The sequence below is a fragment of the Streptomyces sp. NPDC127117 genome (assembly GCF_042677325.1).
In the GTDB taxonomy this organism is placed as follows: domain Bacteria; phylum Actinomycetota; class Actinomycetes; order Streptomycetales; family Streptomycetaceae; genus Streptomyces.
The window spans coordinates 230,018-252,539 of record NZ_JBHXTM010000006.1 but is presented as its reverse complement, the minus strand read 5'-3'; the positions used below and the strand labels follow the sequence as shown (position 1 = coordinate 252,539).

The 22,522-nt window shown below is 70.9% G+C and carries 21 protein-coding genes; 4 read left to right on the top strand and 17 right to left on the bottom strand.

Annotation, left to right across the window (positions count from 1 at the left end):
* Nucleotides 1-156: 156 nt before the first annotated feature.
* The 5 genes from ACFVH0_RS08520 to ACFVH0_RS08500 all read right to left on the bottom strand — a co-directional run bounded on the left by ACFVH0_RS08520 (nt 157) and on the right by ACFVH0_RS08500 (nt 7,215).
* Nucleotides 157-2,235, bottom strand: coding sequence for a putative bifunctional diguanylate cyclase/phosphodiesterase (locus ACFVH0_RS08520; protein ID WP_385818829.1), 2,079 nt, complete (start codon nt 2,233-2,235; stop codon nt 157-159).
* 425 nt (nt 2,236-2,660) lie between these two features.
* Nucleotides 2,661-4,853, bottom strand: a complete 2,193-nt coding sequence (gene ligA, locus ACFVH0_RS08515) for an NAD-dependent DNA ligase LigA (protein ID WP_385818828.1) — start codon at nt 4,851-4,853, stop codon at nt 2,661-2,663.
* Nucleotides 4,854-4,883: 30 nt separating this feature from the next.
* Nucleotides 4,884-5,909, bottom strand: a complete 1,026-nt coding sequence (locus tag ACFVH0_RS08510) for a methionine synthase (RefSeq protein WP_385818827.1) — start codon at nt 5,907-5,909, stop codon at nt 4,884-4,886.
* A 47-nt stretch (nt 5,910-5,956) separates the two neighbouring features.
* Nucleotides 5,957-6,646, bottom strand: a complete 690-nt coding sequence (locus ACFVH0_RS08505; RefSeq protein WP_385818826.1) for an SDR family oxidoreductase — start codon at nt 6,644-6,646, stop codon at nt 5,957-5,959.
* A 29-nt stretch (nt 6,647-6,675) separates the two neighbouring features.
* Nucleotides 6,676-7,215, bottom strand: a complete 540-nt coding sequence (locus ACFVH0_RS08500; protein ID WP_385818825.1) for a TIGR00730 family Rossman fold protein — start codon at nt 7,213-7,215, stop codon at nt 6,676-6,678.
* Between the two features lie 105 nt (nt 7,216-7,320).
* Between ACFVH0_RS08500 and ACFVH0_RS08495 the strand changes: the two genes are divergently transcribed.
* Nucleotides 7,321-7,668 carry a DUF427 domain-containing protein gene (locus ACFVH0_RS08495; protein WP_385818824.1) on the top strand — a complete coding sequence of 116 codons (348 nt, stop codon included), beginning with the start codon at nt 7,321-7,323 and terminating at the stop codon, nt 7,666-7,668.
* A gap of 95 nt (nt 7,669-7,763) precedes the next feature.
* Nucleotides 7,764-8,564: an alpha/beta fold hydrolase gene (locus tag ACFVH0_RS08490; RefSeq protein WP_385818823.1), complete on the top strand. Its 801-nt coding sequence runs from the start codon at nt 7,764-7,766 to the stop codon at nt 8,562-8,564.
* Between the two features lie 185 nt (nt 8,565-8,749).
* Here ACFVH0_RS08490 and mnmA read toward each other — a convergent pair whose 3' ends face one another.
* Entirely contained in the window at nt 8,750-9,877 is a 1,128-nt protein-coding gene (gene mnmA, locus ACFVH0_RS08485; RefSeq protein ID WP_385818822.1) for a tRNA 2-thiouridine(34) synthase MnmA, read from the bottom strand.
* Between the two features lie 61 nt (nt 9,878-9,938).
* Here mnmA and ACFVH0_RS08480 point away from each other — a divergent pair, with 61 nt between their 5' ends.
* The gene (locus ACFVH0_RS08480) at nt 9,939-10,619 is read left to right on the top strand and encodes an N-acetylmuramoyl-L-alanine amidase (RefSeq protein ID WP_385818836.1); all 681 of its coding nucleotides are present in this window, start codon (nt 9,939-9,941) and stop codon (nt 10,617-10,619) included.
* 48 nt (nt 10,620-10,667) lie between these two features.
* On the opposite strand, the gene ACFVH0_RS08475 is transcribed toward ACFVH0_RS08480, so the two are convergent.
* From ACFVH0_RS08475 to ACFVH0_RS08465, 3 genes are all read right to left on the bottom strand, one after another.
* On the bottom strand, nt 10,668-11,837 hold the full coding sequence (locus ACFVH0_RS08475; RefSeq protein ID WP_385818821.1) for a cysteine desulfurase family protein: 1,170 nt from the start codon (nt 11,835-11,837) through the stop codon (nt 10,668-10,670).
* A gap of 188 nt (nt 11,838-12,025) precedes the next feature.
* Nucleotides 12,026-12,382, bottom strand: coding sequence for a DUF4190 domain-containing protein (locus ACFVH0_RS08470; RefSeq protein ID WP_385818820.1), 357 nt, complete (start codon nt 12,380-12,382; stop codon nt 12,026-12,028).
* A 61-nt stretch (nt 12,383-12,443) separates the two neighbouring features.
* The gene (locus ACFVH0_RS08465) at nt 12,444-12,605 is read right to left on the bottom strand and encodes a hypothetical protein (protein WP_385818819.1); all 162 of its coding nucleotides are present in this window, start codon (nt 12,603-12,605) and stop codon (nt 12,444-12,446) included.
* Nucleotides 12,606-12,722: 117 nt separating this feature from the next.
* On the opposite strand from ACFVH0_RS08465, the gene ACFVH0_RS08460 reads away from it, so the two are divergent.
* Nucleotides 12,723-13,364, top strand: a complete 642-nt coding sequence (locus tag ACFVH0_RS08460) for a TetR family transcriptional regulator (RefSeq protein WP_385818818.1) — start codon at nt 12,723-12,725, stop codon at nt 13,362-13,364.
* Between the two features lie 75 nt (nt 13,365-13,439).
* Here the strand turns inward: ACFVH0_RS08460 and ACFVH0_RS08455 are convergent, their stop codons facing one another.
* From ACFVH0_RS08455 to ACFVH0_RS08420, 8 genes are all read right to left on the bottom strand, one after another.
* The gene (locus tag ACFVH0_RS08455; protein WP_385818817.1) at nt 13,440-14,474 is read right to left on the bottom strand and encodes a helix-turn-helix transcriptional regulator; all 1,035 of its coding nucleotides are present in this window, start codon (nt 14,472-14,474) and stop codon (nt 13,440-13,442) included.
* Between the two features lie 61 nt (nt 14,475-14,535).
* Entirely contained in the window at nt 14,536-15,402 is an 867-nt protein-coding gene (locus tag ACFVH0_RS08450; protein ID WP_385818816.1) for a thioesterase family protein, read from the bottom strand.
* Nucleotides 15,403-15,481: 79 nt separating this feature from the next.
* Entirely contained in the window at nt 15,482-16,153 is a 672-nt protein-coding gene (locus ACFVH0_RS08445) for a trimeric intracellular cation channel family protein (protein WP_385818815.1), read from the bottom strand.
* Nucleotides 16,154-16,171: 18 nt separating this feature from the next.
* Nucleotides 16,172-17,380, bottom strand: coding sequence for an ABC transporter ATP-binding protein (locus ACFVH0_RS08440; RefSeq protein ID WP_385818814.1), 1,209 nt, complete (start codon nt 17,378-17,380; stop codon nt 16,172-16,174).
* 14 nt (nt 17,381-17,394) lie between these two features.
* On the bottom strand, nt 17,395-18,495 hold the full coding sequence (locus ACFVH0_RS08435; RefSeq protein WP_266911859.1) for an ABC transporter ATP-binding protein: 1,101 nt from the start codon (nt 18,493-18,495) through the stop codon (nt 17,395-17,397).
* Entirely contained in the window at nt 18,492-19,493 is a 1,002-nt protein-coding gene (locus ACFVH0_RS08430; protein WP_266431288.1) for an ABC transporter permease, read from the bottom strand. The genes ACFVH0_RS08435 and ACFVH0_RS08430 overlap by 4 nt, the downstream gene beginning before the upstream one ends.
* A 144-nt stretch (nt 19,494-19,637) precedes the next feature.
* The gene (locus ACFVH0_RS08425; RefSeq protein ID WP_385818813.1) at nt 19,638-21,410 is read right to left on the bottom strand and encodes an ABC transporter substrate-binding protein; all 1,773 of its coding nucleotides are present in this window, start codon (nt 21,408-21,410) and stop codon (nt 19,638-19,640) included.
* Between the two features lie 95 nt (nt 21,411-21,505).
* On the bottom strand, nt 21,506-22,510 hold the full coding sequence (locus ACFVH0_RS08420) for an ABC transporter permease (protein ID WP_385818812.1): 1,005 nt from the start codon (nt 22,508-22,510) through the stop codon (nt 21,506-21,508).
* Between the last annotated feature and the right edge of the window lie 12 nt (nt 22,511-22,522).

Below are 22,522 nucleotides of genomic sequence, written 5' to 3'. Positions count from 1 at the left end.
GACCCAGGCCGCCGGGGCTCAGGCCGCCGCGGACTCAAGCCGCCCGGACCCAGGCCGCCGTGGCTCGGGCCGCCGCGAGCTCAAGCCGCCCGGACCCAGATCATCCGGACTCAGACCGCCGCGAGCTCAAGCCGCCCGGACCCAGATCGCCCGGGCTCAGGTCGTCGCGGGCCGGGAATTGACCGCCCGGCCCGGCGGGCGCTGTTCCAGTTCCGGCTGCGCACCGGCTGCCGCCGCGGCGGCGGCCGCCGCGGCCGCCAGCTCGGCCGGGCGCCGCCAGCCGTGCTCGCCGCGCGCCCGCAGCCACGCCGTGGTCTCCTGCGGCGGCATCGCCGCGGCGACCAGCCAGCCCTGCACCGCGTCACACCGCAGATCCCGCAGCCGCTCCCAGGTCTCGTCGTCCTCGACCCCTTCCGCGACGACCAGCAGACCCAGCGAGTGGGCCAGGTCGATCGTGCAGCGGACGATCTCCGCGTCCTCGTTGTCCACGGCCAGCCGGGCCACGAACGAGCGGTCGATCTTCAGCTCGCTGACCGGCAGCCGGCGCAGATGGACGAGCGAGGAGTACCCGGTGCCGAAGTCGTCGAGGGACATCTTCACGCCGTGTCCGGTCAGCCCGGCGAGCGTGTCGGCGGCGCGCTGCGGGTCCTCCAGCAGCACGTGTTCCGTTATCTCCAGCTGCAGTGCCCCGGCCGGGACGCCGTGCCGGGCGAGCCGAGCCGCGACGCCGCCCGCGAACCCGGGGGTGTGGACGTCGCGCGGGGAGACGTTGACCGCGACCGGGACGAACAGTCCCTGTGCCCGCCACCGGGCGACCTGGGCCAGCGCCGTCTCCAGGACGTACTCCGTGAGATGCGGCATCAGGCCGGACGACTCGGCGATGGCGATGAACTCGTCCGGAGGAACCCTGCCGCGTTCCGGATGCACCCAGCGCACCAGGGCTTCGAGGCCGGCCACCTGGCCGTCGAAGCGGACCTTCGGCTGGTAGTGGAGCTCGACCTCGCCGGCGTCCAGGGCGCGGCGCAGATCGCCCAGCAGCCCGAGCCGGTCCGGGGTGTTGCTGTCCCGCTTGGACTCGTAGACCTCGACGCCCGTACGGTCCCGCTTGGCCTGGTACATCGCCACGTCCGCGCGCCTGAGCAGCCCCTCGGCGTCCAGCGCGTGGTCCGGATAGACGGCGACTCCGGCGCTGGCCTCCAGCACCAGGGTCAGTCCGTCGAGGTCCAGGGGGGAGGACAGCTCGGCGACCAGATGGCGGGCGACCCGCTGGGCGCTGGTGGTGGAGTCCGCGGTCGGCAGGAGCACCGCGAACTCGTCGCCGCCCAGCCGGGCGGCCTCCGCGCCCCGGGGCAGCGCGAGTCTGAGGCGTTCCGCTATCTGCAACAGCAGCCGGTCCCCCGCCAGATGGCCGAGAGTGTCGTTGACCGCACGGAAACGGTCGAGGTCGATCAGGACCAGAGCGGATCTGGCGCCAACCGATTCGGCGTCCTCCAGGGCCGTCCAGGTGCGCTCCAGCAGCCACTGCCGGTTGGGCAGCCCGGTCAGCGGGTCGCGCAGCTGCTCCTCGGCCCGGGCCCTGGCGATCCAGAGGGCGGAGTCGAGGGCGATCAGCGGGACGGCGAAGAGCGGCAGGAGCAGCGGAGTGGCCATCGCGACGACGCAGATCAGCGGTGCGATGGCGAGCAGGGCGAGGGCGACGAGGCCCTGGCGCAGCAGTGCGGTGCGGGCGATGGTCGGCAGTCCGCCGCCCTGGGGTGTCCTCGCGTACCACAGCAGGACCCGGGTGACCAGGAGGTAGGTGGAGGCGGCGAGGAGGACCTCCGGGACGGCGTCGATGCCCCAGTCGAGTGGCTGCCAGGGGGATTCGACGGTCTGCACCTCGCCGAAGGCGGCGAGCACCAGGGCCGCCGCACCGATCCCCAGGATGTCCACCGCGCCGTGCAGCAGCCCCTGCCACCAGCGGTGTCTGCGGGCGACGCCGACGAGGACGACGACGACCAGGGAGACCAGCCCGGCGGGCACCCAGCCGTAGAGCAGCAGCACGGCCAGGGTGAGCGAGGCACCGGAACCGGTCCCTCCCCACCAGCGGTCGCGGCCCAGGGCGACGAGATGGCCGACGATGATTCCGGTCAGGACGGCGAGGGACCAGCCGGCCCTGCCGTCGGGGAAGAGCGCGTGTCCCTCGCTCACGGTCCGGTAGAAACCGGTCGCTATCTGGACAACGGCGATCGCCATGGCAACGGCACCCACTTTTGGCGTGAGGCCGACGAAACCTTGCAGCCGCGACACCGGTGCGGCGCTCTCGGTCGGTTTCATTCCGTCCCTCTCACAGCCGGCGGTGCCGATGTCACCCGATGGTTCCGTTCCATGCCGCCACGACCCGGTTTCCCACCCCGCGGCCGGACACGGCAGGTGCACGTCTCAACAGTAGGCCGCGGAAGGCTTCTACGGGCAGCGCTCTGACGCTCTTGCCCGAATGCGGACCGACCATCCGTCAGCATCTGCTAGGCGCCGATCGGGTGAACCGGCCGAAGCGGCGAAACCCTTGCCCCGGCCTGCCCATCTACGCACCTTATTGCCGCCTTGCTCTCCATTCGCCCGCCTCCCTGTCGTACGGCCATCGCTCTGTTCCGATACCCCGTCCGGGGGCGGGGATCCGCCTACAGTGCCGGTTCCTCGGCCGGAACCGCCGCCTCGCGCGCCGCATCCGGACCCTGATCGAGCAGTACGGCAAAGCCGTCCTCGTTCAGCACCGGCACCTTCAGCTGCATGGCCTTTTCGTACTTCGAACCGGGGTTGTCACCGACGACCACGAAGGAGGTCTTCTTCGAAACGGAACCTGTCACCTTCGCGCCGCGGCTCTGGAGCGCCTCTTTCGCGCCATCCCTGGTGTGGCCGGCCAGCGTGCCGGTGACGACGACGGTGAGGCCTTCGAGCGGACGCGGCCCCGTGTCCTCCCCCGCCTCCTCGTCGGCCATCCGGACCCCCGCCTCCCGCCACTTGCGCAGGATCTCCCGGTGCCAGTCCTCGGCGAGCCACTGCTTCACCGATGCGGCGATGATGTCCCCGACCCCGTCGGCCTCGACCAGCTCCTGCTCCGTCGCCTCGTCGATCCGGTCGATGGAGCGGAACTGGCGGGCCAGCTCCGCGGCGGCGATCGGTCCCACGTGCCGGATGGACAGCCCGGTGAGGATCCGGGCCAGCGGCGCCTCCTTGGCCGCGGCGATGGCGTCGAGCATGGCGAGGGCGTTCTTCTTCGGCTCGCCCTGCTGGTTGGCGAAGACCCAGGCGGTCTTCTCCTCCCCGGTCTTCGGGTCGCGCTTGGGCAGCCCGCTGTCCTGGTCCCGGACATAGGCCCGGATCGGCAGCAGCTGCTCGACGGTCAGCCCGAAGAGATCACCCTCGTCGCGCAGCGGCGGCTCGGCGGGCTCCAGCGGCTTGGTCAGGGCCGCGGCCGCGACATAGCCGAAGTGGTCGATGTCGAGGCACTTGCGGCCCGCGAGATAGGCGAGGCGCTCACGCAACTGAGCAGGACAGGAGCGCGCGTTGGGACAGCGGACGTCGATGTCGGCCTCCTTCATGGGCCGCAGCTCCGTACCGCACTCCGGGCATTCGGTGGGCATGACGAACGCCCGCTCGGTGCCGTCACGGAGGTCGACGACCGGGCCGAGGATCTCCGGGATCACGTCGCCCGCCTTGCGGAGCACCACCGTGTCCCCGATGAGGACGCCCTTCGCCTTCACCACGTTCTGGTTGTGCAGGGTGGCGAACTCCACCTCGGAGCCCGCCACTTCGACCGGCTCGACCTGCGCGTACGGCGTGACCCGGCCGGTCCGGCCGACGCCGACCCGGATGTTGACCAGCTTGGTGTTGACCTCCTCCGGGGCGTACTTCCAGGCGATCGCCCAGCGCGGGGCGCGGGAGGTGGAGCCGAGCCGGCCCTGGAGCGGGATCTCGTCGAGCTTGACGACGACGCCGTCGATCTCGTGCTCCACGGAGTGCCGGTTCTCACCGAAGTACCTGATGAACTCCCGTACTCCGTCTAGGGAATCCACCACCTTGTTGTACTTGGCGGTGGGCAGGCCCCATTCGTGCAGCAGCTCGTAGGCGTGCGAGAGGCAGTCGATGTCGAAGCCCTCGCGGGCGCCGATGCCGTGCACCACCATGTGCAGCGGGCGGGTGGCGGTGACCTTCGGGTCCTTCTGGCGCAGGGAACCGGCCGCCGCGTTGCGCGGGTTGGCGAACGGCTTGTCGTCGGCCTCGACGAGCCTGGCGTTGAGCTCCTCGAAGGCCTCCATCGGGAAGAAGACCTCGCCGCGGATCTCGACCAGCGCCGGGATCCGGTCGCCCTTCAGCCGGTGCGGGATCTCGGCGATCGTACGGATGTTGGGGGTGATGTCCTCGCCGGTGCGGCCGTCGCCGCGGGTGGCGGCCCGGGTCAGCCGCCCGTGCTCGTAGGTGAGGTTGACCGCCAGTCCGTCGACCTTCGGCTCGCACAGGAAGTGGTAGTCGGTGGTGCCGACGTCCCGGGCGATCCGCTCGCCCCAGGCGGCCAGCTCCAGATCGTCGAAGGCGTTGTCCAGCGAGAGCATCCGCTCCCGGTGCTCGACGGAGGTGAATTCCGTCCGGTAGGGGCCCGCGACCTTCTGCGTCGGCGAATCCGGCGTACGCAGCTGGGGGTACGTGTCCTCCAGCGCCTCCAGCTCGCGCATCAGCCGGTCGAACTCGGCGTCGCTGACGACCGGCTGGTCGCTCACGTAGTACCGGAAGCGGTGCTCCTCGATCTGCTCGGCAAGGAGCGCGTGCTGCTCCTGGGCCTGTGCGGGCACCGTCGTCTGCTGTTCGCCGGCCATCGTCTCGTCCTCCCGTTACCCGTTGCCCCGTTACTCAGGGTTGTCTGCGAGCGATCTCGCGGCCCGGACGCAGTGGGCGAGCGCGGCGCGCGCGTACGCGGGCGAGGCACCCGCGAGCCCGCACGACGGGGTGATCACCACGGACTCCGTCAGAGTCCCCGGATTCAGCCCCAGCCTGCGCCACAGCGTCCTGACACCCATGACGCTACCGCCCGGGTCCGACAATCCGCCCGAGGCCGGGTCGGTGCCCGGCACCACTCCGAGGAGGAGCTGGGTGCCGCCCTCGACGGCTTCCCCGATCGCGTCCTCCTCACGCTCGGTGAGCAGCGAGAAATCGAAGGAGATGCCACCGGCGCCGGCCCGGCGCAGCAGCGCGAACGGCACCTCGGGCGCGCAGGTGTGAACGAGCGTCGTCCCGTCCCCGGCCGCCGCCAGGACATCGCGCAGGGTGCCCTCGACGACCTGGCGGTCCACGGCCCGGTAGGTGCGGTAGCCGCTGGCCGTCCTGACCCGCCCGCGCAGTACGGCGGTCAGCGACGGCTCGTCGAGCTGGAGGATCACTTCGGCGCCGGGCACCCTGCGCCGCACCTCCGAGAGATGGGCGCGCAGCCCCTCCGCCAGCGAGCCCGCCAGGTCGCGGCAGGCACCCGGGTCGCCGAGCGCGGCCTCGCCGCCCCGGCGCTCCAGCGCGGCGGCCAGCGTCCAGGGGCCGACGGCCTGGACCTTGAGCGGCCCCTCGTACCCCTGGGTGAACTCCTCCAGGGCGTCGAGGTCCTCGCCGAGCCAGGACCTGGCCCGGCGGGTGTCGCGTCCGGGCCGGTCGCTGATCCGCCAGCCGCTGGGCTCGACGTGCCCGTACAGGTCGACGAGCAGCCCGATGGTCCGTCCGATCATGTCCGCACCGGGCCCGCGGGCGGGCAGCTCCGCCAGATACGGCAGGCCCTCGCCGCCCGCGAAGGAGCCGGTGACGGTCTTCGCCGCCTCCCGCGCGTCTCCTCCGGGCATGGACCCGATCCCGCTGGCCGGGCAACCGCTGAACTTGCTCTTCTCGCTCACACGGGAAGCCTAAGGCCGCGCCGGGCCACCACCGGCGTCCGCGTCGCTCAGCGCCCGGGGCGCACCGTGAGGTCGTTGACCTCGGCGTCGCGCGGCAGGTCGATGGCCATCAGGATCGTGGTGGCCACCGACTCCGGGTCGATCCAGCGGGAGGGGTCGTACTCCTTGCCCTCCTGCTGGTGGACCTTGGCCTGCATGGGGCTGGCGGTGCGCCCCGGGTAGACGGAGGTGACCCGGACGCCGTTGCCGTGCTCCTCGTGGCGCAGCGAGTCGGCGAGGGCCCTCAGGCCGTGCTTGCTCGCGGCGTACGCGCTCCACTCGGCGTGCGCGGCGAGGCCGGCGCCCGAGTTCACGAAGAGGACGTGGCCCTGGGCGACGCGCAGCTGCGGCAGGAAGAGCCGGGTCAGCTCGGCGGGCGCGACCAGGTTGGCGTTGAGCTGGAAGTGCCAGGCCTTGGGCGTGAGGTCCCCGACGCTGCCGAGCTCGACCACGCCCGCGATGTGCAGCAGCGAGTCGATCCGCTCCGGCATCGCCTGCTGGGCGAGCGCCCACGACAGCCGGTCCGGGTTGGAGAGATCGCCGACGAGCGTACGGGCGCCTGGGTGGAGCGCGGCCAGCTCCTTGGCGCGGCCCGCGTCGCGGGCGAACAGCACGGTCTCGTCACCGCGCTCCAGCAGACGGCGGGTGACGGCGGCTCCGATGCCGGAGCCGGCACCGGTGATGACATGAGTGGGCATGCCCTCATGATCGCACCCCCGCCGCCCCGTCACCGCAGGCCGGACCACTCCTCCAGGTGGGCCAGCGCGCCCACGCCGTCCTTGGCGAAGAACACCAGGTCGGTCAGCGGGACGGGCAGGAAGCCCTCGTCCTCCATGCGCTGGAACTGCTGGCGCAGCCCGTCGTAGAAGCCCGCGGTGTTGAGCAGGACGACCGGCTTGTCGTGCTTGCCGTGCTTCTTCAGCTCCAGGATCTCGGTCGCCTCGTCGAGCGTCCCGGTGCCGCCCACCATGATCACGACCGCGTCGGCCTTCTCCAGGAGCAGCGCCTTGCGTTCGGCGAGATCACGGGCGATCACCATCTCGTCCGCATTGGCCCGTGCCTTCGCGGCCAGGAAGTCCACCGACACCCCCACCAGCCGCCCGCCCGACTCCTGGACCCCGTCGGCGACGACCTTCATCAGCCCGCTCTCCGAGCCTCCCCAGACCAGGGTGTGGCCGCCCTTGCCGAGCAGCTCGGCGAATTCGCGGGCGGGCCGGGTGTAGCGCTCGTCGAGGTCGGCGGCGGAGAGAAATACGCAGATCTTCATGGACCAACCGTAAGGGCCACCGCCGACAGCCCCGGCGCCCGGTGGGAAACCGGCCACCTTGAATGGCCGGGGAAGAATCCGGTCCGCGAAACGGCTGACCTTTACATGACTACGTCACCAGGACACCGCATCACGGTCGAGCCCGGCACCGAGCATGTACGTGTGGTCCGCGACGGGCGGGTGCTCGCCGAGAGCCGGCGCCCGCTCGTCCTGCGCGAGACCGGCTGCCCGGTCCGCTACTACCTGCCGCCCGAGGACGTCCGTACCGAACTCCTCACGGCCTCGGACACCCGAACCCATTGCCCGTTCAAGGGAGATGCCTCGTACTGGTCGCTCCCGGACGCCGCGGATCTCGTCTGGGCCTACCCGGAGCCGAAGCCCGAAGTCGCCGCGATCAAGGACCACTTCTGCTTCTACGACACCGTGACCGTCGGCGACACCACGTCCGACTGATCGTCAAGAAGGGCCCTGACCTGGGCAATCGAAGAATTTCAGAAAAACTTCGGCGAGAGCGATGAGTTTTCGCGGGCCCGGCGGTCCACCCTCGCATGGACAAGATTCTCTCCCGCGACGGCACCTTGATCGCGTACCGGCGGCGCGGTGAAGGCCCGTCGGTGATCCTGGTCGGCGGCTCGCTGGGCACGGCGGTGACCGAGGCGCCGCTGGCGCGTCTGCTCGCGCCGCACTTCCATGTCGTCACGTACGACAGGCGCGGCCGCGGCTCCAGCGGCGACAGCACTCCGTACGCGGTGGAACGCGAGATCGAGGACCTGGCCGCGCTCGTCTCCGCGTCGGGCGGCCGGGCCTCCGTCTTCGGCATGAGCGCCGGCGGGGCCCTGGCCCTGGAGGCACAGGCCGCCGGCCTCCCCGTCGACCTTCTGGCCGTCTACGAACCGCCGTACACGCCGGGCGCCTCGGGCCTCCAGTACAAGGTGTGCTGCACCTCGCGCCTGCACCGGCTGCTGTCCACCGGGGACCGCGCGGGAGCCGTCGAGCTGTTCCTGTCGGTGACGGGCGTGCCGGCCGACATGATCGCCCGCATGCGCCGCGCCCCGCTGTGGAGCGACCTGCTGGCGATGGCGCACACCCTCGCGTACGACGACGCGATCCTCGGCACCGGCGCGATCCCGGCCGCCCGGTTCGCCTCCGTCACGGCCCGCACCCTGGTGATCTGCGGCGGCTCCAGCCCCACCCCGTCCCGCCTCGCCTCCCGCGCCCTCGCGGAGACCCTCCCCCGCGCCCGCCACCGCACCCTGACGGGCCAGACCCGCGATCTGGCCCCGCAGGCGGTGGCCCCGGTGCTCACGGAGTTCTTCGCCCGCCACGCCCCCCTGCGCCAGGCCTCCTGAGCCCATGGACCACCCCGCGCATCCACGCCCGTACAGGGGTCGGACGTGGCCGCGCGGGGCATCGCCGCGTGGGCGAGGGCACCGGGCAGTGGCGTCGGCCGGCCGCACGATCAGCGGCGGCGCCAGGGCGACCGGGACCGTGGCGTTGCGATGTCAACTCCGACTTCGCCGAAACCGCCCGCCCGTCAGCCGGCCGGCGCGGTCTCCCTGCGCACCGTCGTCGCGATCGTCGCCGAGCCGACGACGCGGGTGCCGTCGTACAGGACGACCGCCTGGCCGGGGGCCACGCCCCGTACCGGCTCGGCGAACGAGACGCTGAGCGTCCCGTCGGCCAGCTCGGCCGTCACCTCGGTCTCGCCGCCGTGGGCGCGGAGCTGGGCGGTGTACGCGCCGGGGCCGGACGGGGCGGTGCCGCACCAGCGGGGCTTGATGGCGGTGAGGGCGGTGACGTCGAGGGACGCGGCCGGGCCGACCGTGACCGTGTTGTTCACCGGGGAGATGTCCAGGACGTAGCGCGGCTTGCCGTCCGGGGCGGGGTGGCCGATGCGCAGGCCCTTGCGCTGGCCGATGGTGAAGCCGAAGGCGCCCTCGTGGGTGCCGACCTTCGTGCCCGACTCGTCGACGATGTCGCCCTCGGCGGTGCCGAGGCGGCTCGCCAGGAAGCCCTGGGTGTCGCCGTCGGCGATGAAGCAGATGTCGTGGCTGTCGGGCTTCTTGGCGACGGCCAGGCCACGGCGCTCGGCCTCGGCGCGGATCTCGTCCTTGGTGGTGAGGGTGTCGCCGAGCGGGAACATCGCGTGGGCGAGCTGCTTCTCGTCCAGGACGCCGAGAACGTACGACTGGTCCTTGGCCATGTCGGAGGCGCGGTGCAGCTCGCGGCTGCCGTCCTCGTTGAGCACGACGGTGGCGTAGTGGCCGGTGCAGACCGCGTCGAAACCGAGCGCGAGGGCCTTGTCGAGGAGCGCGGCGAACTTGATCTTCTCGTTGCAGCGCAGGCACGGATTGGGCGTGCGGCCCGCCTCGTACTCCGCGATGAAGTCGTCCACGACGTCCTCGCGGAAGCGTTCCGCCAGGTCCCAGACGTAGAACGGGATGCCGATGACGTCCGCCGCGCGGCGGGCGTCGCGGGAGTCCTCGATCGTGCAACAGCCGCGCGCCCCGGTACGGAAGGACTGCGGGTTCGCGGAGAGGGCGAGGTGCACACCGGTCACGTCGTGGCCCGCCTCGGCGGCGCGGGCCGCGGCGACGGCGGAGTCGACACCGCCCGACATGGCGGCGAGCACACGGAGGGGGCGCAGGGAAGTCTCAGTCATAGCTCCACCAGGGTACGGGGCGCCGGGAACCGAACGCTCTCGGATATGCGTTGTGGATCACATGGGGACCAAGGGGACATCGGGCGCCAAGAGCTCCGCGGGCGCGAAGTCCGGGCGCGGCATCAGCCGGCGCGGGCTGCTGATCGGCGCCGCCGTCACGGCCGTGGGCACGGCCGCGCTGGCGCGGGAGCAGCTGGAGCATGCCTGGTGGCGGCTGCCGGGGGTGGAGAAGCCCCGGAAGCCCGGCGAGGTGGATTTCGCGCGGGCCCAGTGGATATCGGCGTCCTCGGCGAACTGGCGGCGGGCCGACCGCCCCGACGACTACACGGTCGACCGGGTCGTCATCCATGTCACCCAGGGCAGCTACAACAGCGCGGTGAAGGTCTTCCAGGACCCGGGACACGGGGCGGCGGCGCATTACGTGGTGCGCAAGGACGGCCATGTGACGCAGATGATCCGTGAGCTGGACGTGGCGTTCCACGCGGGGAACAGGTCGTACAACGAGCGCAGTGTGGGGATCGAGCACGAGGGCTTCGTGGACCGGCCGCAGGACTTCACGGCGGCGATGTACGGGGCCTCGGCGCGGCTCACGGCGGCGATCTGCGGGCGGTACGGGATGCCGGTGGACCGGGAGCACATCATCGGGCACGTGGAGGTGCCCGGCACGGACCACACCGATCCTGGCGAGCACTGGGACTGGGACCGGTATCTGAAGCTGGTCCGGGCGGCCGAGAAGCGGTGAGCGCCCGGCCCCCGGGGTGAGCACCGGGCCAGGCGTACCGCCCCGGGCTCAGCTGAGTCCCGCTGTCCGTGCCCGTTCCACCGCCGGTCCGATCGCGCGGGCCACCTCGTCGATGTCCTGCTTGGTGGAGGTGTGGCCGAGCGAGAAGCGCAGGGTGCCGCGGGCCAGGTCCGGATCGGTGCCGGTGGCCAGCAGTACGTGGCTGGGCTGGGCGATCCCGGCGGTGCACGCGGAGCCGGTGGAGCACTCGATGCCCTGGGCGTCCAGCAGCAGCAGCAGGGAGTCGCCCTCGCAGCCGGGGAAGGTGAAGTGGGCGTTGGCGGGGAGCCGCCCGCCGGGGGCCGGGTCGCCGCCGAGGACGGCGTCGGGCACGGCCGCCAGCACGGCCGCGACCAGATCGTCGCGGAGCCCGCCGATCTCACGGGCGAATTCCTCGCGCCCGTCGGCGGCCAGCCGCCCGGCCAGGGCGAACGCGGCGACGGCCGGCACATCGAGGGTGCCCGAGCGGACGTGCCGCTCCTGGCCACCGCCGTGGAGCACGGGTACGGGGGTGTGTTCGCGGCCGAGCAGGAGCGCGCCGATGCCGAAGGGGCCGCCGATCTTGTGCCCGCTGACCGTCATCGCGGCCAGCCCGGACCGGGCGAAGTCGACCTCCAGCTGCCCGAACGCCTGCACCGCGTCCGCATGCATCGGTACGTCGAACTCGCCGGCCACAGCGGCCAGTTCGCGTACCGGCATGATGGTGCCGATCTCGTTGTTGGCCCACATCACGGTGACCATCGCGACGTCGTCGGGGTCGCGGAGGATCGCCTCGCGCAGTACGTCCGGGTGGACGCGGCCGTATCCGTCGACGGGGAGGTATTCGACGTTCGCGCCCTCGTGTTCGGCGAGCCAGTCGACGGCGTCCAGCACCGCGTGGTGCTCGACCGGGCTGGCCAGCACCCGGGTGCGGCGGGGGTCGGCGTCGCGGCGGGCCCAGTAGAGGCCCTTCACGGCGAGGTTGTCGGCCTCGGTGCCGCCGGAGGTGAAGACCACCTCGCTGGGGCGGGCGCCGAGGGCATCGGCGAGGGTCTCTCTCGACTCCTCGACGGTACGGCGGGCCCGGCGCCCGGCGGCGTGCAGTGAGGACGCGTTGCCGGTGACGGCGAGCTGGGCGGTCATCGCCTCGATCGCTTCCGGAAGCATCGGCGTGGTCGCGGCGTGGTCGAGGTAAGCCATGGTGGGCTCGATTCTACGAGCCCCGGCGGGGCGTACGGCGGGCGCATCGCGGCCCGGTCCCCGCGCACCGCGCGCGGCGCCCGGTGGCCCGCACCGATCCGGAGCCCGATCCGGTCGTGCGTGGCGGCTCGTACGTGTGGCCGGCCGTGGGCGGCGGGCCGTGTCCTGCCGGTCGTATGCGGACCGCGTCAGCCGGCGAAGTTCCAGGACACGGTGCCGGAGCCGGTGACCAGGCAGGCCAGCACCACGAGGTCGGCGATGCCCAGCGCGAGCCCGAGGAAGGCGCGGCCGCGGCGGGAAGTGGAACGGGCGAGGGCGATGACCGCCATGACGATCGCGGCCGGGCCGAGCAGGATGTTCATCACCAGCAGACCGACGAGCCCCAGCACGAACGAGGCGACGGCCAGCCCGTCGGCGTCCCGGGTCCGGGCGCTGCGGCTGCCCGGCCGGGTCTCGGCGGCCACGGGGTCGGGTCCGGCTTCGGCCCCGGCGGTCGTCGTCCCGTCATCCGTCTCCGGGTGGTGGACCGATGCGGCGAGTGTCATGGTGCGGGCTCCTTCGGATCGATGGGCGGGGCGACTTCGGGAACGGCGGCCGGAGCGACGGTCACCGCGAACGGCGCCGCGCACCCGCCCGCTCCCGCACGGCGAAGACCAGCAGCCAGCAGCCGATCGCGGCGGCGCATACGAGGCTCAGCGGCAGCGGGATCTGGGCCACCGCTCCGAGCACGATCCCGAGCAGGAGCAGGGCGACGACGAGGACGATCATGTTCAGCCTTTCCGCGGGCTCTCCACGAGCTTTTGAGAGTACGACTGTTCACTGACTTGTCAGTCTAGACCCGCTCGCCACTTCCCCGCCCCGGAGAACAGTTGTTTACTGAATGGCATGAGTCACACCGTCGGCGTCCGACAGACCCAGAAGCTGAGAACCCGTCAGGCACTGCTGGATGCCGCACTCGGACTCCTGGAGCACCAGAGCCTCAGCAGCCTCGGGCTGCGCGAGGTGACCCGGGTCGCGGGCGTCACGCCCACCGCCTTCTACCGGCACTTCGAGGACACCGCGGCACTCGGTGTGGCGCTCGTCGAGGAGGCGCTGGGCAGCCTGCACGGAATGATCGGCGCGGTCCTCGCCGAGACCGGCGACAGCGAGCAGCGCCTGGGGCGCAGCGTCGAGCTGATCCTGCGCCATGTCGGCGAACAGCCCGCCCACTTCCGCTTCATCGCCCGCGAGCAGCACGGCGGCGTCGGCCCGGTCCGCGAGGCCATAGCGGCCCAACTGCGGCGGTTCGCCGAGGAGGTGGCGGCGGCGCTCGCCGAGGAGCCGCAGTCCCGGGGCTGGAGCGACGAGGACCTGCTGATGCTCGGCGGCCTCTACGTCGACCACATGGTGATCACCGCGTCGGCGCTGCTGGACGCGGGGCCGGAGGGCGAGCGGGAGGTGGCCGGGGTGGCCCGCCGCCGGCTGAGACTGGTCACCCTCGGCAGGCTGCACTGGCTGGACGACACCGGCGGGAGCGACAGCCCCTGAGAGCCGGCGGGAGCGACACCCCCGAGACCCGTCAGCCCTGATCCGCCGGACAGGCGCCGGGGCCGCTCTTCCGGATCATTCCGCGCCCGCCCGCCCGTACAGCGCCACGACCGCCGCCGCGTGCCGGGCCAGGACATCGCGGGCCTCGGGCGGTGACAGCACTTCGACGTTCGGGCCGAAGGAGAGCAGGGCACGGGCCCTCTCGACCGAGTCCACGGCCAGCTCGGCCCGCAGCCACTCCCCGCGCCCCTCTCCGGCCTCGCCCGCCTCGCCCGCCTCGGGCTCCTCCGGCCCCTCGGGCTCCTCGGGCTCCTCCGGCCGCGGTTCCCCGGTCAGGGATCCGGCATGGAAGCGCAGGAACAGATCGAGCCGGGAGCGGTGCACGCGTACCAGCAGCCGCACCCGCCCCGGCCGCTCCTCGACCTGTCTGCGCAGGGTGTCCCACAGGTCCGCCGGCTCCACCCCGGGCCGCCGTACGACCGGTTCATCCGTCAGAACGGCCCGCCGCACCCGGTCGGCCCGGAAGAGCTGGGGCACCCCGTCCCGGTCCGCCACCAGGTACCAGACGCCCGCCTTCACGACGAGGCCGTACGGATCGACGGTGTAGGTGCGCGGGGTACTCGTACCGCTGTGGCGGTAGTCCAGCCGCAACCGCCGGTCGGCGAAGACGGCGTCGTGGAGTTCGGCCACATCGACGGCCGGCTGCGGGCCGCTCATCCAGCGCACCGGATCGACCAGGATCCGTCTGCTGGTCAGTTCGGCGGCGGGCCGGTGCGGTTCGGGCAGGGCCGCCATCACCTTGCGCAGCGCGGAGCCGAGCGCCTCGTCGAGGCCGAGCGCGGCATGGGCGCCCTCGGCGGCGAGGACGAAGAGGGCGCGCGCCTCGTCGGCGGTGAGCCCGGTGACATCGGTACGGAACCCGGGCAGCAGCGCGATGCCGCCGTGCCGCCCGCGCTCGGCGTAGACCGGGACGCCGGAGGCGGAGAGCGCCTCGATGTCACGGTAGATGGTGCGTACGGAGACTTCGAGGCGCTCGGCCAGCTCGGTGGCGGGCACCAGACCGCGGGTCTGGAGCAGCAGGAGGATCGAGAGCAGCCGGTCGGATTTCACCTCACCAGCTTCTCCTGTCCGCCGCCTTCGCCCGCGCCCCGGCCCCGGCCGCGGCCGGTCGTCAGGAGCGCGGTGCGCGTGCCAGTTGGCGGGACTGGGCCACCAGCCGGTCCGCGCTGTCCCAGACCTCCGCGTCCTCCTCCAGGAAGCCGCCCGCGAGGTTGCGGGTGGTGATGGAGACGCGCAGCGGGCCGGGGGCCGGGCGGCAGCGGATGTGGGTGGTGAGCTCGATGGTGGGCGTCCAGCCCTTGAGGCCCAGCTCGAACGAGGTGGGCGGCAGCGCGTCGACGGTGAGCAGCAGCGAGAGCGGGTCGGCGTCGCGGCCGTCCGCGAGGCCGAACCAGCCGCGCATCTCACCCTTGCCGGAGGGCGCGCCGACGGCCCAGCCGACCGTCGCAGGGTCGAGCTTGATGTCGAGCCGCCCGGTGATGGCGGAGCTGCCGGGGATCGGGGCGGGTCCGTCGCCCGGGCCGAGGCAGTGCTCCGCCGGCGGGATGGCCGGCGGCTTCGCCGACGTACGGACCTCGTCGGACAGGCCGTCCAGGTCGCCATAGGTGGCGATGACCCGGATGCGCTCGATCTCCGTGCCGTCCTCCGCGAACTGGAAGAGGGAGGCCTGGCCGGTGGAGAGGGTTCGGCCGGTGCGGACGGTCTGGGTCCGGATCACCGCGGGGCCGGGGACGGACGCGGTGAGGTAGTGCGCCGAGACGGAGAAGGGGTCCGGGTGCGGCAGGGCCTGGCCGAGCGCGCGGCCCAGCGTGGCCAGCAGATATCCGCCGTTGACGGCGTGGATGATCGTCCATCCGGCGGAGAGTTCGGCGTCGTAGACGCCCTCTTCGCGAAGGGTGACGGCGGTGTCGCGGTCGAACTCGCTGTCCCCGATGGTCGCCTGTGCGGTCCGCGCCGCCTGCTCTGCTGCCTGTGCCATGCGATGCACCGTACACCGATTGTATTACTGAGCGGTAGCTTTTTGGCCGGAATATGTCTCCCGGAAGCCGGAACATGTCTCAGGTGGTCGCCGGGCCCTCCTCGGCCGACGCGGACTTCCGGTTGTAGGCGCGCGGGGCCCGCCAGTGGTAGCGCATCGCCAGCAGACGCAGCACGAAGGCGACGATCACGGCGGTGCCGCTGGTGACCGCGTTGAGCGCGTCGAAGCGGATGCAGAGGGCGGTCATCGTGGCACCGACGATGGCGGGCACCGCGTACAGGTCGCGGTCCCAGCGCAGCAGCGAGGGCACCTCGTTGGCCAGTACGTCACGCAGCACACCGCCGCCGACCGCGGTGGCGAGGCCGAGGGCCGCCGACGCGGTGAGCCCCAGGCCGTAGTCGTACGCCTTGACCGTGCCCGTGACGCAGAACAGCCCGAGGCCCGCCGCGTCGAAGACATTGACGCCGACCTGGATCCGCTCGACGTGCGGGTGCATGAAGAACACCAGGACGGCGGCGAGGAGCGGGGTGGTGAAGTAGCCGAGATCCGTGAACGCCGCGGGCGGGACCGCCCCGATGACGATGTCACGGAACAGCCCTCCGCCCAGTGCGGTCACCTCGGCGAGCACCGCGATGCCGAAGACATCGAAGTTCTTGCGTACGGCGAGCAGAGCGCCGGAGATCGCGAAGACGAAGATTCCGACGATGTCGAGCGCATGCTGGACGGAGGGCGTGAACAGTTCGTTGAGCACCGGGCAATTGTGCCGGTACTACTCCTTCGTGCTGTCCTCCTGCGTATCGGGCGAGGCTGCGCCACCCTCCGCCTCGGCGCCCTCGGCGGCCTCCGCTGCCTCGGCAGCATCCGGCTTCTGCACGTCGACGATCTGGATCGCCTCGCGCGCCGCCGCCGTCACCGTCTCGCCGGGCACCTGGTCGGGCGCGTTCTCCGGGTGGTGGCAGGCCACCTGGTGCCCGGTCTTCAGCGCGGCCAGCGGCGGTTCCTGCGTCTTGCAGACCTCCGTCGCCTTCCAGCACCGGGTGTGGAAACGGCAGCCGCTGGGCGGTGAGATCGGCGAGGGCACGTCGCCCTTGAGCAGGATCCGCTCACTCTTGACCGAACGGCGCTTGGGGTCCGGGATCGGCACCGCCGAGAGCAGCGCCTTCGTGTACGGGTGCATCGGCGCCTTGTAGAGCGACTCGCGGTCGGCCAGCTCCACGATCTTGCCGAGGTACATCACCGCGATCCGGTCCGAGACGTGCCGGACCACCGACAGGTCATGGGCGATGATCACGTACGTGAGGCCCAGCTCGCTCTGGAGGTCGTCGAGCAGGTTCACCACCTGCGCCTGGATCGATACGTCCAGCGCCGACACCGGCTCGTCCGCCACGACCATCTTGGGGTTGAGCGCCAGTGCGCGGGCGATCCCGATGCGCTGGCGCTGACCGCCGGAGAACTCGTGCGGATAGCGGTTGTAGTGCTCGGGGTTCAGGCCCACGACCTCCAGCAGCCGCTGCACCTCCTTCCTGACGCCGCCGTCGGGCGTGACGCCCTGCAGCTTGAAGGGGGCGCCCACGATCGTGCCGATCGTGTGCCGCGGGTTCAGCGAGGAGTACGGGTCCTGGAAGATCATCTGCATGTCCCGGCGCATCGGGCGCATGCCGCCCACGCCGAGGTGTGTGATGTCCCTCCCCTCGAACTCGATCTTCCCCGCGGTGGGTTCGAGCAGCCGGGTGATCAGCCGGCCCATCGTCGACTTGCCGCAGCCCGACTCGCCGACGACGCCCAGGGTCTCCCCCGAGCGCACCTCGAAGTCGATCCCGTCGACGGCCTTCACGGCACCGGCGTTGCGCTGCAGCAGCCCCTTCTTGATGGGGAAGTGCTTCTGCAGCCCGGTCACCTTGAGCAGCACCTCGCGGGAGGCGGTGTCACCGGCCGACCTCTGCGCCGGAACGTCGACGCCCTTGTCCTCGCTCGTCACGGCCTTGTCCTCGCTCACAGCTTGGGCGCAATCTCTTCGGTCCAGATACGCTCCCGCTGCTCCGGCGACATGTGGCAGGCCGCCCAGTGCCGGCCGCCGACCTCCTGGAGCTCGGGCCGTACGGTGCGGGTGACGTCGTCCTTGGGCACGTCCGCGTACGGGCAGCGCGGGTTGAAGGCGCAGCCCGACGGGATGTTGATGAGCGACGGCGGCGAACCCTTGACCGGGATGAGCCGGTCGGTCTGGTCGCGGTCCAGGCGCGGCATCGAGCCCAGCAGGCCCCAGGTGTAGGGGTGCCGGGGCTCGTAGAACACCTTCTCGGCCGGTCCGCGCTCCACGCAGCGCCCGCCGTACATCACCAGGATGTCGTCGGCGAGCTCGGCCACGACGCCCAGGTCGTGGGTGATGATGATGACCGCGGAGCCGAACTCCTTCTGCAGGTCCCGGATCAGGTCGAGGATCTGCGCCTGGACGGTGACGTCCAGGGCGGTCGTCGGTTCGTCGGCGATCAGCAGCTCGGGGTTGTTGACCAGCGACATGGCGATCATCGCGCGCTGGCGCATGCCGCCGGAGAACTCGTGCGGGTAGCTGTCGACGCGCTTGTCGGGCTGCGGGATGCCGACCCGGTCGAGCATCTCGATCGCCCGCTTGCGGGCGGTCTTCTTGTCGACGCTGTGATGGACCCGGTACGCCTCCACGATCTGTTTGCCGATCGTGTAGTACGGGTGCAGCGCGGACAGCGGGTCCTGGAAGATCATGGCCATGTCGCGGCCGCGCAGCTTGCGCACCTCGTCGGGGTCGGCGGACAGCAGCTCCTTGCCGTCCAGCCAGATCTCGCCGGAGACCTGTGCCTTGCGCTTGCCGTACTGGCCCGTGGTGTGCAGGCCCATGATGCCCAGCGAGGTGACGGACTTTCCGGAGCCGGACTCGCCGACGATGCCGAGGGTCTTGCCCTTCTCCAGCTGGAAGTTCAGCCCGTCGACGGACTTGACCAGGCCGTCGTCGGTCGGGAAGTGCACCTTGAGGTCGCGCACTTCGAGGAAGGCGGTGGGAGCGGGCGAGCCGGCCGGGGAGGGTTCGCCCAGCGCGGCACCGCTCTTGTGCAGTTCGGTCATCCCAGCCTCACTCGCGGGTCGATGACGGCGTACATGATGTCGACGACGAGGTTGGCGACGGCGATCGCGAGAGCCGCGAACAGGGTGACGCCGAGAATCACCGGCAGGTCCTTGTTGCTGATCGCCTGGACCGCGGCCAGCCCGAGTCCCGGCAGGTTGAACGTGGACTCGGTGAGGACGGCGCCACCGAGGAGCACGCCGATGTCGAGGCCGAAGACGGTGAGGATCGGCGTCATCGCGGACCGCAGGGCGTGCCGGGTGATGACGGTGCCCTCGCCCAGGCCCTTGGCGCGGGCGGTGCGGATGTAGTCCTCGCCGAGCACTTCGAGCATGGTGGCTCTGGTGAGGCGGGCGTACATCGCGGCGTTCAGGAAGGCGAGCACGATCCACGGCAGGATCAGGGTCTGGAACCAGGTGCCGATGCCGTCGTCCGTGGAGAGGTTGTCGGCTATGTGGACCCAGCCGAAGTTGTGCACGAACAGGCCCATGGCGACCATGCCGGTGAAGAAGATCGGCAGCGAGACACCGGCGAGCGCCGTGGTCATCGCGGCGCGGTCCCAGATGCTGCCGCGCCGGAGCGCGGACACCACACCGGTGGCGACACCGCCGAGGAGCCACAGCACGCAGGCACCGGCGGCGAGCGCGCCGGTCACGGGCAGCGCGTCCTTGAGGGTGGTCCAGACGGGGACCTCCGTGCGGAAGGAGTAGCCGAAGCAGGGCGCGGCGCAGTGGGTGACATCGGCACCGTTCGCGTAGTCGCGTCCCATCGGGATGCCCTTGACGAAGTCCCAGAACTGGACGAGGAGGGGGTCGTCGAGACCCAGTTTGATCCGGATGCCCTGGAGCTGCTCGACACCCGTGGCCTTGCCGGCGAAGAGGACTGCGACGTCCTGACCCGCCCACTTGGGCAGCATGAAGAAGATGGTGAACGTCGCGAGCAGTACGACGAGCACCATGATGACTACGGCGAACAGGCGCCGGATGAGATAAGCAAGCACTGTGTGCGGCCCGGCGGTGGCCGGGAACCCCTTGTGGGGGCTCCCGGCCATCGCCCCGGCCCTCACCTGCCCTTCGGACTGGCGGGTTTCGGCGGCGGTGGAACAGTCAACCGGGTTGACTGCGAATGCTGTTGACTACAGCGGCTACTTGACGACGCCGAGCGAGACGTAGTCGTAACGGCCGTTGTACGCGTCGGACATGTAGGCGTTCGTCAGACGGTCGCCGCGCCAGGTGATGTTCTTCTCGTAGATGAAGGGCATCCAGTCGGCCTGGTCGAGGATCCGCTTGTCGACCTGCTTGTAGATCTCACCGGCCTTGACCGGGTCGGTCTCCGCGATCGCGCTGTCGAAGAGCTTGTCGATCTGCGGGTCCTTGATCTGCGACTCGTTGTAGTTACCGGTGTCCGAGAGGAACCGGCTGTCCCACAGCGGCTGGCCGAAGCCCTGGCCGGAGGGGAAGTCCGGGCCCCAGCCGCTCATCGTCATGCCGTAGCCGCGCTTCTTCACGACGGACGGCGAGCCGGTGATGCTGGACGCCTCGGCGCCGTCGAGCGGGTCGACCTCGATCTTGATGCCGACCTTGCCGAGCTGCTCCTGGAGCGCCTCGGCGGCGTCGACCTCGCCCGGGTTGTTGTTGCGGGCGGTGAGCTTGGTGGAGAAGCCGGTCGGGTGACCGCACTGCTTCAGCTCGTCCTTGGCCTTGGCCAGGTCCGGCTTGCCCTTGCGGGCGAGGACGCCGTACGGGTCGTAGTCGCTGTGGCCCTTGATGGAGACCGGCAGGCTGCTGTTGGCGATCGCACCACCGGCGATCTCACCGCCGCGGGTCTGCTGGAGACCGGCGAAGTCGGTGGCGTAGAAGACGGCCTTGCGGCAGTGGACGTCGTCCAGCGGCTTCGCGGTGTGGACGAGCGCGACGTAGCGGACGAAGGACGTCTGCATGTTGTCGACGCTGTCCTTGTGGTCCTGGACGGCGGTGACGCGGCCGGACTGGGTCATGCCGGTGCCGTTGAGGTCGACGTCGTAGTCGCCCTCCATCAGCTTCTTGTCGTTCTCCTCCAGGTTGGCGGAGATCGTCACGGTGATCTTGTCCGGGAGCGCGGGGCGCAGCGGGTCGGAGGCCTTCTGCCACTTGTCGTTGCGGACGAGCACGATGCTCTTGCCCGGCTTGTACGACTCGAACTTGTACGGGCCGGAGGAGAACGGGCGCTGGGTGTACTTGGCGCCGGTGTCCTTGTCCGCCTTCACGGGCGTGCCGGACGGCATGGCGAGGAACTGCTCGAAGTCACCGTTGGGCTTGGGCAGCTTGAAGATGATGGTGTTGTCGTCGGGCGTCTCGATCGCCTTGAGGCCGAGCTTGTCCGCGGACTTGTCCTTGTAGGGGCCCTTGTACTCGCCCTTGGGGTCCAGCGTCTGCTTCAGGTACTGCGGGCCACCGGTGATGGTGTCGGTCGCCCAGATGCGCTCGATGCCGTACTTGACGTCCTTGGAGGTCAGCTTGGAGCCGTCCTCCCAGGTCAGGCCGTCGCGCAGCTTGTACGTGTAGGTCTTGCCGCCGTCCGTGATCTCACCGGGGCCGGTGGCCAGGTCGCCGACCAGCTTGGTGGAGGCCACACCCGGCTTGGTGTCGTACGTGACCAGCTGGCGGGTGTAGAAGCGCATGAAGTCCCAGGCCATGCCGTAGTAGGCACGCTGGGGGTCGGCGGAGTCGAGGTCCTGCTTGCCGACCATCTTCAGCGTTCCACCCGTTTTGGTGGACGGGTTGGCGACCTTGTTGAACGCCGCGTTGAAGCCGGCGGCCTTCGACTTGCCGCCGTCGCCGTCTCCGTCGCCGCCGCCGCACGCCGTGGTGGTCATCAGCGCCGCGACCACGAGGGCCGCACCAGCGGTGAGCCGTCGTTTCGAGGTAACTGTGGACATTTTCTCGTAACCTCCGAGATCGCGGTCCCTGGCCGTTGCTTGCCGGAGAACCATGGGAAAAGCCACCTGACGATGCGGCAGGGGCAAGTCGTGGGTTATCGGGTTCCCTTGGGATCCAGGGCGTCGCGCAGCCCGTCCCCGAAGAGGTTGAAGGCCAGCACGGTGATGAAGATCGTCACGCCGGGGAAGACCATGAACATCGGGTCGTGCTCGTACGTCTCCAGCGCGTCCCGCAGCATCCCGCCCCAGGAGGCGGTCGGCGGCCGGACACCGGCGCCCAGGAAGCTGAGTGCCGCCTCGGTGAGGATGTTGGTGGGGATCATCAGCGTCGCGTAGACGGTGATCGGCGCCACCAGGTTGGGCAGCAGTTCGCGGAAGAGGATGTGCGTCCGCCCGCCGCCGAGGCTGCGCGCCGCCTCCACGTACTCGCGCTCGCGCAGCGAGAGCGTCTGTCCGCGGACGATGCGGCCGACATACGGCCAGCCGAAGAAGCCGATGACGGCGACGAGTACGGCGATGCGCACGCCGCTGCCGGTGAGCCCGAGCAGGTCGTCGGGGAGGACGGAGACCAGGGAGATGATGAAGAGGAGCTGCGGGAAGGAGAGCAGCACGTCCATGACCCGGCTGATCACCGCGTCCACCCAGCCGCCGAAGTAACCGGCGATGATCCCGAAGAGGGTGCCGAGGGCGACGGCGACCAGGGCGGCCAGGAAGGCCACGAGCAGCGAGATCCGGGCGCCGTAGACGATCCGGCTGAAGATGTCGCGGCCCTTGTTGGGCTCGACGCCGAACAGGTAGTCGCCGCTCACGCCGCCGAGGCTGCCCGTGGGCAGATTGGTCAGCGGGTCGAGCAGGTCCTGGTGGAACTCGTTCGGCGGGTGCCCGAACAGGTTCACGATCAGCGGTGCGAAGACCGCCACCACGACCAGGACGAGCACGGTGATGCCGCCCGCCAGCGCGACCTTGTCCTGCTTCAGGCGGCTCCAGGCGATCTGCTTGAGCGACCGTCCCTCGACCTTCTTCACCCCGGAGTCGACTGCGGGACCGCCGGCCGCGATCGGATCCGCTTCCTTGGTCGGCTCGTGCAGTGGTGCCGTCATCGTGGCAAGGAC

What these genes read in the sequence shown, in the direction of transcription:
- ACFVH0_RS08520 (WP_385818829.1), bottom strand. Translation starts at nt 2,235, where the DNA reads ATGGCGATCGCCGTTGTCCAGATAGCGACCGGTTTCTACCGGACCGTG.
- ligA (WP_385818828.1), bottom strand. Translation starts at nt 4,853, where the DNA reads ATGGCCGGCGAACAGCAGACGACGGTGCCCGCACAGGCCCAGGAGCAG.
- ACFVH0_RS08505 (WP_385818826.1), bottom strand. Translation starts at nt 6,646, where the DNA reads ATGCCCACTCATGTCATCACCGGTGCCGGCTCCGGCATCGGAGCCGCC.
- ACFVH0_RS08500 (WP_385818825.1), bottom strand. Translation starts at nt 7,215, where the DNA reads ATGAAGATCTGCGTATTTCTCTCCGCCGCCGACCTCGACGAGCGCTAC.
- ACFVH0_RS08495 (WP_385818824.1), top strand. Translation starts at nt 7,321, where the DNA reads ATGACTACGTCACCAGGACACCGCATCACGGTCGAGCCCGGCACCGAG.
- ACFVH0_RS08490 (WP_385818823.1), top strand. Translation starts at nt 7,764, where the DNA reads ATGGACAAGATTCTCTCCCGCGACGGCACCTTGATCGCGTACCGGCGG.
- mnmA (WP_385818822.1), bottom strand. Translation starts at nt 9,877, where the DNA reads ATGACTGAGACTTCCCTGCGCCCCCTCCGTGTGCTCGCCGCCATGTCG.
- ACFVH0_RS08480 (WP_385818836.1), top strand. Translation starts at nt 9,939, where the DNA reads ATGGGGACCAAGGGGACATCGGGCGCCAAGAGCTCCGCGGGCGCGAAG.
- ACFVH0_RS08475 (WP_385818821.1), bottom strand. Translation starts at nt 11,837, where the DNA reads ATGGCTTACCTCGACCACGCCGCGACCACGCCGATGCTTCCGGAAGCG.
- ACFVH0_RS08470 (WP_385818820.1), bottom strand. Translation starts at nt 12,382, where the DNA reads ATGACACTCGCCGCATCGGTCCACCACCCGGAGACGGATGACGGGACG.
- ACFVH0_RS08465 (WP_385818819.1), bottom strand. Translation starts at nt 12,605, where the DNA reads ATGATCGTCCTCGTCGTCGCCCTGCTCCTGCTCGGGATCGTGCTCGGA.
- ACFVH0_RS08460 (WP_385818818.1), top strand. Translation starts at nt 12,723, where the DNA reads ATGAGTCACACCGTCGGCGTCCGACAGACCCAGAAGCTGAGAACCCGT.
- ACFVH0_RS08450 (WP_385818816.1), bottom strand. Translation starts at nt 15,402, where the DNA reads ATGGCACAGGCAGCAGAGCAGGCGGCGCGGACCGCACAGGCGACCATC.
- ACFVH0_RS08435 (WP_266911859.1), bottom strand. Translation starts at nt 18,495, where the DNA reads ATGACCGAACTGCACAAGAGCGGTGCCGCGCTGGGCGAACCCTCCCCG.
- ACFVH0_RS08425 (WP_385818813.1), bottom strand. Translation starts at nt 21,410, where the DNA reads ATGTCCACAGTTACCTCGAAACGACGGCTCACCGCTGGTGCGGCCCTC.
- ACFVH0_RS08420 (WP_385818812.1), bottom strand. Translation starts at nt 22,510, where the DNA reads ATGACGGCACCACTGCACGAGCCGACCAAGGAAGCGGATCCGATCGCG.